Raw genomic sequence first — 14,069 nt, 5'->3', positions numbered from 1 at the left:
CGTAGCCATGAGCACTGTGTTACAAGATCGCGACCCGCGCCAATACACCCGACCCGGTCGTCACGTTCAGTAACAGCTCCCCATTGATCGCGCCACAGCCCGAAAAACCTCATGGTCGCGGCGGGATCGACCCCGCAGCGCTGCGGCGCACCTTCACTGTGCTGGCCTCGGACCTGGTCGGCGCGGCGCTGGCGCCGGGACTCCTGGAACTGGCGCGCAGCCGGGCGCCGGGCGTCTCGCTGCGGGTGCTGGCCGAGGAGTGGGAGGCGGGCCCCGCGCTGCGCGAGGGCCGGATCGACCTGGAGATCGGGGCCATCGACCACGTCGACCCGGAGACCCGGGTCGAAGAGCTGGTCACGCTGCGGATGGCGGCCGGCGTCAGGGCCGGGCACCCGCTCGCCGACGGAATCCTGACGCCCGCCGGGCTGGCCGCGGCCGAACACGTGGCGGTCAGCCGCACGGGACGTTTCACCGGCCCGCTGGACGCGGCCCTGGCCGAGCAAGGACTCAGCCGGCGGGTCATCGCCGTCCTGCCCGGACATCTGGCGGCGATGGCGCCGGCCGCGGCGGGCGACGTGGTCTGCCTGGTGCCGACCGCGCCGCCGGGCGAGCCGCCTTCACCGCTCAGCGACGCGGCGCACGCCATGGGGCTGCGCCTGCTGGAGATCCCGCTGCCGCTGCCGCCACTGGCGATCGGCATGGCCTGGCACCCGCGCCACACCGCCGACGGGGCCCACCAGTGGCTGCGTGGCGCCGTGCGCCGGGTACTCCGCGCGGCCCGGATGTAGGGCGTTCACCGGACATCGCCGGGGCCGCCCCGTCCTTACAGTGGAAATCAACTGAGAGGCGGACGGAAAGGTCGCGGGAGCACGCACTGATGGGAATGGAGATCAACGTCCTGGGACCCTGGGAGATCAGCGCGGGCGGTACGCGGCTCCCGCTGGCCGGCGAGCGACGGGTCGGAGTCCTGACCAGGTTGGCGCTGAGCGCCGGGCAGCCGGTTTCCGCGGACCACCTGCTCGCCCAGGTCTGGGGCGAGAGCACCGCGACGACGGCGGCCAAGCAGTTACAGATCGTGGTGTCGAAGCTGCGCGGCCTGCTCTCGCCGCACGCCGGCATCGCCACCGTTTCCGGGGGATACAAGCTCAACGTTCCCCGTGAACACGTGGACGCGCTGCTGTTCTCGCTGCTGGTGCGCCGGGCGCGCACCGCGAAGGCGCAGGGAGACCTCGCGGCGGCCGACGACCTGTTCCACCGGGCTCTGACCCTGTGGCGGGGGGAGGCGATGGCGGGCATCCGGGCGCCGTGGGCCCGTGCCGAGGCCGCGCGCCTGGACGAGGAACGCCTGGCCGCCCAGGAGGACCACACCGACCTGCGCCTGGCCGTCGGCGACCACCACGGGCTGATGCCGATGCTGGCCGGGCACGTCACCGCGCATCCCCTGCGGGAACGGCCGCGTGCGCAGCTGATGCTGGCCCTCTACCGGGCGTCGCGGCCGTCCGAAGCGCTCGACGTGTATCGGGACATCCGCCGCGTCATGGCCGACGAACTGGGCATCGAGCCGGGAACGGCACTGCGCCGCCTGCACCAGGCAGTGCTGAGACGGGACCCGGCTCTGGACGTGGTTGGCCGCTGAATCGCTCAGCGCGTCGTGTACAGGACGACGCCCGGGGCGCTGCTGGTGGTCTTGTTCCACCGGTTCCACCTGTAGCGGCCGTTGCCCTCCATGTAGACCTCGATCCGTGCGGTGAATCCGTAAGAACGCGTGCAGATCTTGGCGGGGCAGGTGCTTGCGGTGATCTTCAGCTTCCACTCCTTGTAGCGCCGCTTCACCCCGCTGTAGGTCCGGGTGCCCGAGCTCTCCTCGGGCACCCGGACGCTGTCGAACTCGAACCCGAGGGCCTTGCCGGTGGAGTTGCGCCAGTAGTTGACGTCGCTCACGGTCCAGGTGTCCTGGTTCGATCCGCAGATCTTCATCTTGACCTCGACCTCCCCGTAGCGAGGACGCGGCGCGAACCCGGAACCGGGGTAGTAGTGCAGCGTCTTGCTGGTGCAGGCAGCGGCCACGGCCGGCGTCGCGGTGGCGAGTGGCAACCCACTGCCGAGGACGGCCAGCAGGGCGCAGGTCACCGTGATACGGCGCATGACGTCTTCCTTCTCGCGTCGAATGCTTCTCACGTGAAGGATCGTAGGAATCGCCGGTATGTCCGAGGTATGTCGGCTCAGCGGGTGACGACGTCATCTGCCTTGAAGCTGTGGGTCCTCCGGCTGCGGGCGGTCGAACGTGGGACGTGCCTCCTTCCACCGGCCACGGGTGAAGTCGGGCACCTTGACCGGATGCAGGCGCTCGGTCTTCAGCGACTCGTGGCTGAGCGGGATCACCGAGCACCACGCCGCCGAGTCGTAGACGTCGATGTCGGGGGTCAGGCCGAGCCGCATCAGCTGGACGAGGCGGAAGATGGAGACGAAGTCGCCGCCGCCGTGCCCGCCGTACTGGCCGGCCAGCCGTTCCAGCAAGGGCCACAGCCAGTGGTCGTGCTGCTTCAGAATGCCGGTGTACGCGCCGCCGGTCCGCCACGCGTGGTCGTTGTGGCCGAGTGACTCGAGGTAGACCCGGGCGTTGTCGAGCTCGATCGACCCCCTGGTCCCGGTGAGCGTGGTCTCCCTGGTGTACGGGTGCGGGGAGTTCACGTCATGCTCGACCCGGATGAACCGGCCGGCGGCGGTGGTGACGAAGCAGGTGTGCCGGTCACCCGAGATGTACGGCCTGTCCTGCCACGACGAGTGGTCCGGCCCCACCCGCGGATCCTCCTCGCGGAACAGGGCCAGCGCCTTGGGCAGGGACGCGACGGCGACCAGTTCGTCGAAGCGGTCGCCGCGGTTGATGCCCATGGCCGCCGACACCGGACCCAGGCCGTGCATCGGGTAGTGCAGGGCGTTCATCCGCGTCTGCCAGCGCCGCCGCCAGTGCTCGGGATGATAGGCCCCGCCGAACAGGTACGGCCAGCGCAGGTCGTGGACATAACCACCGGAACCGTGTTGCAGGTCGCCGAAGAGCCCCGCCCGGACCATGTTGAACATCTGCAGCTCGGGCCGGAAGTAGTTGACGTTCTCCAGGAGCATGCAGTGCTTGCGGGTGCGTTCCGAGATGCGGACCAGGTTCCAGATCTCCTCCAGGTGCGGGGAGATCGGCAGCTCGACGGCGACGTGCTTGCCGTGTTCCATGGCAGCCTTGGCCTGGCGATAGTGCCACTCCCAGGGGGTGGCGACGTAGATCAGGTCGATGTCGTCGCGCTGGACGAGCTTGAGGAAGTCCTCCTCGCCCGCCGAGTATCCGACCGGCTCGACGTCCTGGAAGCCCTGTTCCATGATGCGGGCGATGGTGCGGGTGACCCGTTCCGGCCGGATGTCGCACACGGCGGTGATCGTGGAGACGGCGGCGAACCGCAGGTCCTGGCTGCCGCCCCGGTTGCCGAGGCCGATGAGCCCGGTCCTGACCTTCTCGAAGCCCTCGAACGGCACGTTGACCATGCTCTTCTCGCGCGGGTCGCGCACGGGTTCCCAGGCGGTCGAGTCGGCGGCCGCGGTGGTGCCGCCGATGCCGGTGGCGGCGCCCAGGACGATCCCGGACTTCAGTAAGCGGCGGCGTGAGGGGGTGTGATGGTTCGGAGGGGCCACGGCGATCACTCCCTGAGGGTGGATGGCACTTTTCCCCCGGTTGTGATCAGTGTCAACTGTCCGTTGTCAGAGAGCAAGGGATGGCGAGGCGGTACCGCCCCGAGAGGCGGTACCGCGGTGTGCACATCAGGGGACCGGGCGCACGTCCAGGCCGTAGCTCAGCCGGTCGATCCACCACGGACCGCAACTGGCCGCGCTCCACTGGCCGCTGTTGGTCGTCGTCCAGCCGCCGTCGCGGCGGCCGTTGACGCACTGGACATACGCGCGGTACTGGTAGGCGGGGCCGCTCGTCGCGCAACGGGCGGAGAACGAATTCTGGCCGATGGCGTATTCGCAATCACCGGCTTGGGCCGACGCCGGGATCAGCGCGCCCGACGCGACGGTGATGGCTCCCACCGCGAGCGCGGTCGCCGCGAGGGCGCGCGGGGTTCTTCTCATACCCTCTCCTATGTACTGGTGACGGATGGTTCCGTACGCCCCGGTGCAGGCCTGACCCCGGGTGCGTACGACGGAGGGCAATTCTTAGGAAACTTTCCTAAGCGAAAGATACGTGCCTCTCGGGGCACGTCAACCCCACGCGTCCAGGCGAGGTCACCCGATCCGGCCTCGACGTGGAGGGTCAGGAGGCGCGGGTGCTGTGGCCGCGGAAGGTGGTGACGATCTGGGCGAGGGTGATCTCGCTGAGCAGCCTGGTCTCGTGCTCGCGGATCTCGCTCCACACGGCGGCCAGGGGTGCGGCCGCGCCGGGGAAGTGGTCGTGGTCCTGGTCGATGCCCTCGACGACCACGATGACGTCGGCCAGGGAGATCGTCTCGGGCGGGCGGGCCAGGCGGTAGCCGCCCTCGGGGCCGCGCATGCTGATCACGAGGCCGCCCCGGCGCAGCTGGAGCAGGATGTTGTCGCAGAACCGGCGGGGGATGTCCTGGCTGGCCGAGATGCGCCCGGCCGTCAGAGGGCCGTCGGCGGCGGCGAGCGTGACCATGGCTCGCAGGGCGTATTGGGTGCGGGCGGAGGTGCGCGTCATGTACCGCTCCGGTGCCTGAGCGGGTGATGGCTCGGCTTCACGAAAGGGGCTCCTTGGTGTCGGGGTGTTCTTGACTGGGTGTGCGGACGTGAGTGGGGATGGGTGGGTGTGCGGGACTCCGTAGGCGGTCAAGGGGGGTCAGCGCATCACGAGCGGGGTCGCGCTGGTGAACGTCGGGCGGCAGCAGTACCCGGGCCGGGAGGCGTCTTCACGGGCAGCGGAAAGACCGCGCTCGGCGTGCCGAGCGCGGTCATCACGAAACCGGCTGCTACAACCGGTGCGAACTGCCTCATCACCGCCCCCGCGGTCTTTCCCCGAGCGCGGGACCGGCGCATGGGATGGCGGCCCCGCGATCCCGGCCCGAGACGGCCGGGAAGCGTCGCTGGCATGATCAGGCGGGGCTCTTCTCCCCTTCTTCGGCCGCGCGCTGCCGCAGTTCGGCTTCGATGGCCTCGACGGACTCGTTCTCCTTGTCACGCCGGTACTCGCGTACCGAGTAGACGATCGCGGCCACCCAGATCACGGCGATGACGATGTAGGCGATGGCCTGCACGTTGCCGGGGGCGTCGATCCAGTCGCTGCGCAGCAGGGTACGCACGTTCGTCAGGATGATCACGCCGCCGACGGCCGAGCCCAGGATGCGCGGCGGGATGTGCCGGACCAGCCAGGCGGCGATGGGCGCGGCGATCACGCCGCCGAGGAGCAGGACGCCGACCCAGGCGAAGTTGATGTTCTCCGAGCCGATGCCGATCAGGAACCCGACGCTGGCCGCGATCGCCACCAGGAACTCGCTGGCGTCGATCGAGCCGATCACCTTGCGCGGGGGGATGCGGCCGCTGGCCAGGATGGCGGGCGTGCCGACAGGCCCCCAGCCGCCGCCACCGGTGGCGTCCACGAACCCGGCGACCAGGCCGAGCGGCGCCAGGAAGCGCTTGCGCAGCGGCTTGCCCAGGTTGCCCTTCGGCAGCCCGTAGGCGGTGAAGCGGATGAGGATGTAGATGCCCAGGCTGAGCAGGATGATCGACATGATCGGCGCGGCGAGCTCGGTCGACAGGCTCGACAGGAACGTGGCTCCGGCGAAGGCGCCGACCGCGCCCGGGATGCCGATCTTGGCGACGACCTTCCAGTCGACGTTGTTGAAGCGCCAGTGGGAGATGCCCGAGGCCAGCGTGGTGCCGATCTCGGCCAGGTGGACGGTTGCCGAGGCGGCGGCGGCATTGGTGCCGATCGCCAGCAGAAGCGTGGTGGAGGTGACGCCGTAGGCCATGCCCAGGCTGCCGTCGACGAGCTGGGCGGCTAATCCCACCAGGCCGAGCAGGATGAGTGCGCGCACCACATCCCCTTTCAGGTAATTCCTACTAAACAAGTAGACATAAGCGTGAATGTGGGAAGGGTCCGCGTCAAGTCACGGTTCGGACACTGCCGATCGACCAGGTCAAAGGAACGCGCTGGAGACGGTCATCCTCTCCTCGGCCGCAGATGCCCCGGCCCCTCAGCGGAAACAGGGGGATGGAAGAAGCCGGCCACGAAGGAGCCCACCCATGCGTGGAGTAGTGCTGCACGCCCCAGGCGACGTCCGTGTGGAACAGCGCCAGGACCCGGCGATCATCGAGCCCACCGACGCGATCATCCGCCTGGCGGCGAGCTGTGTCTGCGGCTCCGACCTGTGGCCGTACCGCGGCATCGAGAAGATGGACGGTCCCGCCCCGATGGGCCACGAGTACGTCGGCGTCGTCGAAGAGGTCGGCAGCCAGGTGAGCACCGTCCGGCCGGGCCAGTTCGTCGTCGGGTCCTTCGTGGCCAGCGACAACACCTGCGAGATCTGCCGGTCGGGCTACCAGAGCGGGTGCGTCCACAGGATCGTGATGGGCACGATCGGCACCCAGTCCGAGCTGGCGCGCGTCCCGCTCGCCGACGGCACCCTCGTCGCCACCCCGGCCACGCCCGAACCGGACCTGGTTCCGAGCCTGCTGGCCGCCTCCGACGTGCTGGGCACCGGCTGGTTCGGCGCCGTCGCCGCCCAGGCGGGCCCCGGCAAGACCGTGGTCGTCGTCGGTGACGGCGCGGTCGGGCTGTGCGCGGTGCTCGCCGCCAGGCAGCTCGGCGCCGAGCGCGTCGTCGCGATGAGCCGCCACGAGCCCCGCCGGCGGCTCGCCGTGGAGTTCGGCGCCACCGACATCGTCACCGAACGCGGCGACGCGGGCGTGGCCGGATCAAGGAGCTCACCGGCGGGCTCGGCGCCCACAGCGTCATCGAGGCCGTCGGCACCCAGGAGTCCATGACGCAGGCCATCCGTTCCACCCGCCCAGGCGGCCACGTCGGATACGTCGGCGTCGCCCACGACGTCGCCCTGCCGGGCGACGAGCTGTTCTTCTCCCTCGTGCACCTGCACGGCGGTCCCGCGCCGGTACGCCAGTACCTTCCCCGGCTGATCGAGCTGATCTTCAACCGCGAGATCGACCCCGGCAAGGTCTTCGACCTGACCCTCCCGCTCGACCAGGCGGCCGAGGGATACCGGGCCATGGACGAGCGCCGCGCCATCAAGGTGCTGCTGCGCCCGTAGTCCACTTCAGGACAGGCGAAAGGGGTTCTTCGCGGGCGGTCCCCGGCATACGTTGAGCTGGCCCGCCGCTCTGGAACGGTCCCGGGCGGCGTCTCCTTCGAGGAAGGACCCGGCCATGGAGCCCTACCAGTTCTACGCGCCCATCCCCGCCTCCACCGCCAAGGCGCAGACCATCAAGGACTGGTTCTACCGCAGGCGTACGCAGGTGTCGGCGCTGGCCAAGTCGTACACGCCGCACTCGACCTTCAGCCAGGACGCGATGGAGGCCCTGGAGAGGAAGCTCAGGTCGATGGAGAGCTTCCTCGCCAACAACGGCGCCCCGGCCACGGCCGTCGACGACTTCGGGAAGTGGCTCGCGAGCGACAGCGACCGCGGGGCCTGGGATTACTACGTCGCCGACCAGCAGGCCATGGACCTGGTCGAAAGCGACCGCCAGGCCCAGGCCATGAACGCGGCCGCGATCACCGACGCCAAGAACCGGGCCAGCGGCACCGCACTGGCGCTCAGCAGGCAGAACGCCGCCGGGATGATGTCGCTGGACAAGAAGAACGGCCGGGTCATCGCGGGCCTGGCGGTCGTCGGCGACGCCGGGCAGCTCTATACCGGCATCAGCGGCAAGGACAAGCACGGCTTCCCCGACCATCCGCTCATCGCCCGGCTTCTGGAGGGCACCCACCAGGCGATGGACTGGCCGCAGGAGTCGTGCGCCGAGGTGGACGCGCTGAAGAAGTACCTGCACGCGCAGCCCGCGGCGGTCACCGCCGTCAACCAGATCCCGCGCAACACCCTGGTCTTCAACGCCCTGGTCTGGCACCCCGGCGGCAGTTGGGAGGGTAAGGTGACCTCGCAGCGCTGGCAGCCCAGGGCCGCCTGCGCCAACTGCGACCAGTGGCTCAGAAAGATCGGCGCTCTACGCTCCTAAGGCGTCCACGGCAGCGCCAGAGCTCAGGGCACCGGGGTATATGCGAACATGTCCGGAATGTACGCCCGTTTCCTTGGTATCCCTGATCTGGCCGAAGTGCCGTCCGTGGCGGTTGTCGTCGACGTCATGCGTGCTTTCACCGTCGCGGCCTGGGCCTTCGCCCGGGGAGCAGAAAAGATCGTTCTCGCCGAGTCGCTGGACGAGGCCTTGGCGCTCAAGGCCCGGCATCCGGATTGGGTGGCGCTCAAGGACGGCCCGGCCGCGCCCGGGTTCGACGCCGTCAACTCGCCGGGTCTGCTGCGCTCCGCCGACCTGGGCGGGCGGACGGTCGTACAGAAGACCACGGCGGGAACGGTCGGCGCGCTCGCGGTCAAGGAGGCGGAGCTGGTGTTGTGCGCCGGCTTCGTGGTGGCGGAGGCGACGGCCGAGATCTTGCGGGCGCGGGGGAGCGACAGCGTCACGTTCGTGGTCACCGGCGAGGACGGGCGGGCCGATGAAGACCTGGCCTGTGCTCAGTACATCGCCCGGAGGGTGACCGAGGCCGGGGCGGACGCCGGTGAGTACCTTCGCCGGGCCGGCGAGTCGCGTGCCGCGGCCGAACTGGCGCAGGGAGTACGTCAGGGAGTTCACCCGGATGACGTCGCGCTCTGTCTTGAGCTCGACCGGTTCCCCTTCGCCATGGTCGCGACCTTGGAGGGTTCGCTCATGGTCCTGCGCCCCGCGAGGACCTGAGCTCAGATCATCCGCCGCAGGGCGGTCTCCACGGCGTCGATGAGCGCGTCGCCTTCGGTGCCGGGGCGGCGGGCGAGGCCGAGTTCGACGTCCGGCAAAGTGGGCAACGCGGCGTCATGGCAGGCCATGGCCGGTTCAAGGTTGGCGGGCATCAGTGCGGCGACGCCGAGCCCGGCACGCAGCGCGGCGAGAACTCCGGCCAGACTGTTGCTCTCGAACGCCACCCTCCAGCGCCGCCCGCTGCCCTCCATCGCCTCCAGCACCGCCGTACGCCATGCGCAGGTGTTGGAGAACAGCACCACCGGCAGCGGATCGGCGTCGACGGCGACGCCGGGCCCGGCCGCCCAGACCAGCGGCAGACGCACGGTCCAGCGCGGCGGCCAGGGAAGGTCCGGCACCTCGTCGAGGACGAGCTGGATGCGGTCCGTGTCGTAGGCCTGGCGCATCGCCGCGTCGGACAGGATCAGCACCTCCAGCGTCGCCTCGGGGTGCAGCCGCGCGAGGTCGGCGAGCGCCTGCGGAAGGCGTGAGACGGCGAGATCCTCCAGGAGTCCGACGCCGCAGTGGCCGGTGAGCGCACGTCCGGTTTCGGCGAGCGCCTGTGCCGACAGCGCGAGAATGCGCTCGGCGTAGGGCAGCAGCTCCTCGCCGGTCCGGGTCGGCCACACGCCGGACGGCGACCGGTGCAGCAACGGACTGCCGACGACGCTCTCCAGCCTGCGCAACTGCTGGCTGAGCGCGGGCTGGGTGTTGCCGAGCGCCGCCGCCGCGCGGCTGATGCTGCCCGCGCGTACGGCGGTGACGAACGTGCGCAGCAGTGCGGTCTCGAGGTCGCGTGCCATAAGCGTTCATTATATCCGGCACAACGAATTAACGACTTCCTATAGCCTCGCCGACGACCTACCGTCAGATCAATGACGAGGTTTCGCCACGTGCTCGCGGTGCGGGGGATGTCGCCCCTGCTGGGCATCTCGCTGCTCGCCCGTACCGCGATCACGGCCGACGCGATGGCGCTGACGATGTACGTCGTGCTCGCCCTGGACATGAGTTACGCGGCGGCCGGCGGCGCGGTGGCGTCGCTCACCGCCGGTGTCGCGCTGGGCGGGCCGCTGCTGGGCCGTCTGATCGACCGGCGGGGGCTGCGCACCGTGCTGGTGCTCACGATCGTGCCGCAGATCGTGTTCTGGCTGGCCGTGCCGGTGCTGCCGTACGTGATCTTGCTGGTCGCCTCCTTCGCCGCCGGTCTGCTGATGGTGCCGATCCAGTCGGTCACCAGGCAGGCGATCGCCGCGATGACCACGGCCGGGCAACGGCAGGCGGCGTTCGCGCTGGAGTCGGTGGTGGGCGAGCTGTCGTACGTAGTGGGCCCGGCGGTGGTGATCCTCTTCGCGGCGAGCATCTCGCCCGGCGTGGTGGCGTGGGGCCTGGGCGCCGTCATCGTCGCCGGTGGAGCGGCGATCGCCCTGCTCAACCCGCCGCTGCGCGCCGCCGACGAGGCAGAGGACGAGGCGGCGGAACGGCCCGGCCGCCGGGAGTGGCTGGGCGCGCGCATGATCGCCGTTCTGACGATGGGCTTCGGCGTCGCGATGCTGCTCAGCGGCGTCGACCTGGCCATCGTCGCCACCCTCCAGGCAACCGGTCAGCTCTCGTGGGCCGCCGTGGTCGTCGCCGTGTTCGGCGTCACGTCCGTCGTCGGCGGTCTGGTGTACGGAGCGCTGCCGCGTCCGATGCCCACCTGGCTGCTGCTCGGCCTGCTCGGGCTGGTGACGATCCCGGCGGGACTCGCCCGTGACTGGCCGTGGTTGTGCGTGGCCATGATCGGCGCCGGTCTGCTCACCGCGCCGACCCTCTCCACGGTCTCCGACGCGGTGAGCCGGCTGGCGCCGGTCAGCGTACGTGGCGAGGCGACCGGCCTGCAGGCCTCGGCCGCGAGCGCGGGGTTCGCACTCGGCGCACCGGTCGTGGGGACGGCGATCGACGTGTCAATGCCGGCGGGCGGCTTCGCGGCCGCCGGCCTGGCCGGCCTGCTCACCGCGCTGACGGGCTACCTGCTCTCCCGCCGATCGCCCGCGATGGCGGCACCCGCACCCGTCCGTGACACCAGCCGGGCCGGAACGTGAGAGCCCAGGTCGGCCATCCACAGCGGCTACATGCCGGTGTCGAGGGCGGTCGGCACCCGGTCGACCTGCCCGCGGTCACGACGCGCCTGTGCCGAACACGATCATGTGGTCCAGGGTGCCCGGCCACCTTTGTTGACGGGAGGGTGTGATCCCGAAAGGATCACGCAGTGGCGCGCTTATGGTGGTTCGGGGCCTTTCTGGTTGTCGTGTCGGGCCTGGTCAGGCAGTGGCTGCCCGACGACGGTCAGACGGTGTTCTGCTCGTGGTCGGGCGTCGAGGCCAGGCCGCTGTGGACGATGGTCCTGCCCGGCTACCTGCTCTCCGCCGCGAACGCCATCGCCGTCGCCACGGCGCTGCTGCTCGGCTGGGTGAGTGTCCGGCGGTCCGGCATTCCGCGGCTCGCCACCGGCACGGCCGTGGTGCTGATCGCTCTCAACCACGCCCTGCTGCAGGCCGCGGACGTTGTCGGCGCCCTGCCCGCGGGGGCCGTCTGCTCGATCGACCCCGTCATCTTCGAGGCGACGCCCTGGCCGCAGATCGCCTGGACGCTCACTCCTGCCCTGCTGGTCCTGTTCGGGGCGCGCGCCGCCCTGGAACTGCCGCGCCTGCCGTGGCGCCCGATCGTGCTGGTCGCCGTCTTCACAGCCATCGGCGCCTTCGCGGTCTTCCTCGTACGGCAGGCGCCGGCTGAGCCCGTGGCCAGCCGTACCTCTGACGGGACGCCCAGGCACGTCCTGGCGATCACCGGCTCCACCCTCATGGTCGTGGACCTCGACGACGGCGGCGCGACCCGCGTCCAGGCGCCCGATCCGGAGTTCTACCAGTTCACCGCGGTCGCCAGGGACGTGACCCCGGGCGCCTACCTGGCCGCGGTCACCACGCAGGGCGACGGCGCGTTCGGCGAGCGGAAGTCGCGTGTCCACCGTGTCCGGATGGATGGTGACGGCGGCGCGACCGTCGGCGACCAGGTGGGTGGCGACCTGGAGGGCTGGGTCATGGACCTGGCCGTCTCCGGGACCGGCGTGATCGCCTACTCCAGACTCCTGCCCGATCCGGATGACAGCGTCGAGATCAGCGAGACCGTGGTCGGCCTGATCGGCCAGAAGCGCGAATGGTCGACCCGAGGCCCCCAGCACGGCCCGTACAGTGACGGCGGGCTGGCCCTGCACTGGAGGGACGCCGAGACCCTCGCCTACCGCGCGGTCATGGGCCGTGGCAGATCCCATATCGTGGCGCTGGACGTCACCCGGCCCGGCGACGATCTGCTGGCCGCCAGGAAGCTGCACACGTTCGCGTCGCTGATGGACGGCTCCGCGCTCTCGCTTCCCGACGGCCGGGTGGCGATGTGGACGAGCGACGGCGACTCGTCCGGCGAGTCGATCAGCGTGGTAGATCTCCCGGCCAAGGAACCCCCCGCGAAGGAACTCCCGGCGGCGGAACTCCCGATGAAGGGGCTCCCGCGACAGCAGCCGGCCGGGGTTGCCTTCCGTTCGGGCTGCGGCGTCGTCATGGCCTACAGCACAGACCTGTCGGGCCGCTATCTGCTGGTGTCGGTCTTGAGCGAGGTCCGGCAGGGCACTGAGGGCGTGACGCGCGCGTGCGGTGAACATCCTGGCGAGCTTTACCGCGTCGACCTCCACGCGAACCCGCCGGCCGGGCAGGCCGATCCGGATCTCCCTCGCCGGCGGGTTTGGCAGGGCGAGGAGCCCTTTTCCGCGCTCGCCTGGTAAGGCTGGTCTAGACCCATGAACACTCTGGGCCTGTGCGTGCCGGTCCGGTGAGCGTACGGTGACAGAACGCCTCCGCAGCACATGAGCCACTGTGCCGGAGGGCGCGCTAGGGACCCGGGCTGCACGGCCCTGGGCGTCGAAGGGGCCTACCCGCCCTTCGGTGATTGGCGGGTGGGCCCTTATCGGGCAGCGCTCTGGTCTCGGCGTGGCTTCTGCGGAAGAGTAGGCCGAAATCGGCCTACGAGGAGGCGGGCAGTGCGGCTCGGATTCAGTATCGGCACTCTCGGCCCGGTGGCGGCCGGTCATGATGCCCAGTTGGCGCTCGTGCGTGAGGCGGAGCGGCTCGGCTACGACTCGGCGTGGGCTTCGGAGGGTTATGGGGTTGATCCGGCTACCACCCTGGCCTGGCTGGCGGCCGGCACCGAGCGGATCGGCCTCGGCACGGGCGTGATCCAGGTGACCGGGCGTACCGCGATCTCGGCGGCGATGGCGGCGACCACGGTCGACCGGGTGTCGGGCGGGCGGTTCCTGCTCGGTCTCGGCGCGTCGGGGCCGCAGGTGGCCGAGGGGTGGCACGGGCAGAGGTACGCACGGCCGCTGGCCCACTTACGCGACTATGTCGCTGTGGTGCGTACCGCGCTGGAAGGGCGGCCGGTGGAGCACGCGGGGCCGGAGATCGTGCTGCCGCTGCCGGACAGCCGGGGCAAGGCGCTGAGCATGACCGTCTCGCCGGCGCGGCAGCCGTTGCCCATCCATCTGGCGGCCATGGGGCCCAAGGCGGTGGAACTGGCCGGGGAGATCGCGGACGGGTGGCTGCCGATCCACTTCCCGCCCGAGCACCTCGCCGAGACCATGACCCACCTGCGGGCCGGGGCGGCCCGCGCCGGACGGGACGTGGCCGAGGTGGAGGTCTCGCCGATGGTCATGGCCATGGTGGACGACGACGCCGACTACGCGCGTGACCTGATCCGGCCGATGCTGGCGCTGTACCTGGGCGGGATGGGCACGCGGGGCGTCAACTTCTACAACCGGCTCGCGCATCGCCTCGGGTTCGGCCCGGCGGCGGGGCGGGTGCGGGACGCCTACTTCGACGGTGACCTGGGCGAGGCCATGGAGGAGGTACCCGACGATCTTGTCGACGCCCTGTCCTTGTGCGGTACGCCCGACCGGGTCCGCGAGCGGCTGGCCGCCTACCGCAAGGCGGGCGCCACCCGGCTGATCGTCGGCCTGAACGCGCCCACCGTGGAAGACCGCGCCGAGCAATTGGGCTGGCTCGCCGAACTCAACGCGTGAGCAGACT

The 14,069-nt window shown here is 70.5% G+C and carries 13 protein-coding genes and 1 pseudogene; 8 read left to right on the top strand and 6 right to left on the bottom strand.

The window, feature by feature from the left end:
• Positions 1 to 83 precede the first annotated feature (83 nt).
• Together HNR40_RS36405 and HNR40_RS36400 are read left to right on the top strand one after the other, a co-directional pair.
• The gene (locus tag HNR40_RS36405) at positions 84 to 788 is read left to right on the top strand and encodes a LysR substrate-binding domain-containing protein (RefSeq protein ID WP_221341259.1); all 705 of its coding nucleotides are present in this window, start codon (positions 84 to 86) and stop codon (positions 786 to 788) included.
• A 95-nt stretch (positions 789 to 883) separates the two neighbouring features.
• Positions 884 to 1,636 carry an AfsR/SARP family transcriptional regulator gene (locus HNR40_RS36400; RefSeq protein ID WP_184969570.1) on the top strand — a complete coding sequence of 251 codons (753 nt, stop codon included), beginning with the start codon at positions 884 to 886 and terminating at the stop codon, positions 1,634 to 1,636.
• Positions 1,637 to 1,641: 5 nt separating this feature from the next.
• On the opposite strand, the gene HNR40_RS36395 is transcribed toward HNR40_RS36400, so the two are convergent.
• The 5 genes from HNR40_RS36395 to HNR40_RS36375 all read right to left on the bottom strand — a co-directional run bounded on the left by HNR40_RS36395 (position 1,642) and on the right by HNR40_RS36375 (position 6,035).
• On the bottom strand, positions 1,642 to 2,178 hold the full coding sequence (locus HNR40_RS36395; RefSeq protein ID WP_184969568.1) for an inositol polyphosphate kinase family protein: 537 nt from the start codon (positions 2,176 to 2,178) through the stop codon (positions 1,642 to 1,644).
• Between the two features lie 60 nt (positions 2,179 to 2,238).
• On the bottom strand, positions 2,239 to 3,678 hold the full coding sequence (locus HNR40_RS36390) for a Gfo/Idh/MocA family oxidoreductase (RefSeq protein WP_184969566.1): 1,440 nt from the start codon (positions 3,676 to 3,678) through the stop codon (positions 2,239 to 2,241).
• Positions 3,679 to 3,804: 126 nt separating this feature from the next.
• A complete protein-coding gene (locus tag HNR40_RS36385; RefSeq protein ID WP_184969564.1) occupies positions 3,805 to 4,116 on the bottom strand; it encodes a hypothetical protein in 312 nt (103 codons plus the stop codon).
• Positions 4,117 to 4,297: 181 nt separating this feature from the next.
• Positions 4,298 to 4,702, bottom strand: a complete 405-nt coding sequence (locus tag HNR40_RS36380; RefSeq protein ID WP_184969562.1) for an RrF2 family transcriptional regulator — start codon at positions 4,700 to 4,702, stop codon at positions 4,298 to 4,300.
• 391 nt (positions 4,703 to 5,093) lie between these two features.
• Entirely contained in the window at positions 5,094 to 6,035 is a 942-nt protein-coding gene (locus HNR40_RS36375; RefSeq protein ID WP_184969560.1) for a sulfite exporter TauE/SafE family protein, read from the bottom strand.
• Between the two features lie 208 nt (positions 6,036 to 6,243).
• Between HNR40_RS36375 and HNR40_RS36370 the strand changes: the two are divergent.
• The 3 genes and pseudogenes from HNR40_RS36370 to HNR40_RS36360 all read left to right on the top strand — a co-directional run bounded on the left by HNR40_RS36370 (position 6,244) and on the right by HNR40_RS36360 (position 8,919).
• Positions 6,244 to 7,265 (top strand): annotated as a pseudogene (locus HNR40_RS36370) (zinc-dependent alcohol dehydrogenase family protein).
• 115 nt (positions 7,266 to 7,380) lie between these two features.
• The gene (locus HNR40_RS36365) at positions 7,381 to 8,187 is read left to right on the top strand and encodes a hypothetical protein (RefSeq protein WP_184969558.1); all 807 of its coding nucleotides are present in this window, start codon (positions 7,381 to 7,383) and stop codon (positions 8,185 to 8,187) included.
• 105 nt (positions 8,188 to 8,292) lie between these two features.
• Positions 8,293 to 8,919: a 2-phosphosulfolactate phosphatase gene (locus tag HNR40_RS36360; RefSeq protein ID WP_221341258.1), complete on the top strand. Its 627-nt coding sequence runs from the start codon at positions 8,293 to 8,295 to the stop codon at positions 8,917 to 8,919.
• Between the two features lie 2 nt (positions 8,920 to 8,921).
• On the opposite strand, the gene HNR40_RS36355 is transcribed toward HNR40_RS36360, so the two are convergent.
• Positions 8,922 to 9,761, bottom strand: a complete 840-nt coding sequence (locus HNR40_RS36355; RefSeq protein ID WP_184969554.1) for a LysR family transcriptional regulator — start codon at positions 9,759 to 9,761, stop codon at positions 8,922 to 8,924.
• Positions 9,762 to 9,833: 72 nt separating this feature from the next.
• Between HNR40_RS36355 and HNR40_RS36350 the strand changes: the two genes are divergently transcribed.
• From HNR40_RS36350 to HNR40_RS36340, 3 genes are all read left to right on the top strand, one after another.
• Entirely contained in the window at positions 9,834 to 11,039 is a 1,206-nt protein-coding gene (locus HNR40_RS36350; RefSeq protein ID WP_184969552.1) for an MFS transporter, read from the top strand.
• A gap of 167 nt (positions 11,040 to 11,206) precedes the next feature.
• The gene (locus HNR40_RS36345; protein WP_184969550.1) at positions 11,207 to 12,769 is read left to right on the top strand and encodes a hypothetical protein; all 1,563 of its coding nucleotides are present in this window, start codon (positions 11,207 to 11,209) and stop codon (positions 12,767 to 12,769) included.
• Positions 12,770 to 13,084: 315 nt separating this feature from the next.
• A complete protein-coding gene (locus HNR40_RS36340; protein ID WP_221341257.1) occupies positions 13,085 to 14,062 on the top strand; it encodes an LLM class flavin-dependent oxidoreductase in 978 nt (325 codons plus the stop codon).
• Positions 14,063 to 14,069 lie beyond the last annotated feature (7 nt).

This window comes from Nonomuraea endophytica (assembly GCF_014203235.1).
GTDB lineage: Bacteria > Actinomycetota > Actinomycetes > Streptosporangiales > Streptosporangiaceae > Nonomuraea > Nonomuraea endophytica.
The sequence above is the reverse complement of the archived record's forward strand: the minus strand, read 5'-3'. Positions and strand labels throughout refer to the sequence as shown.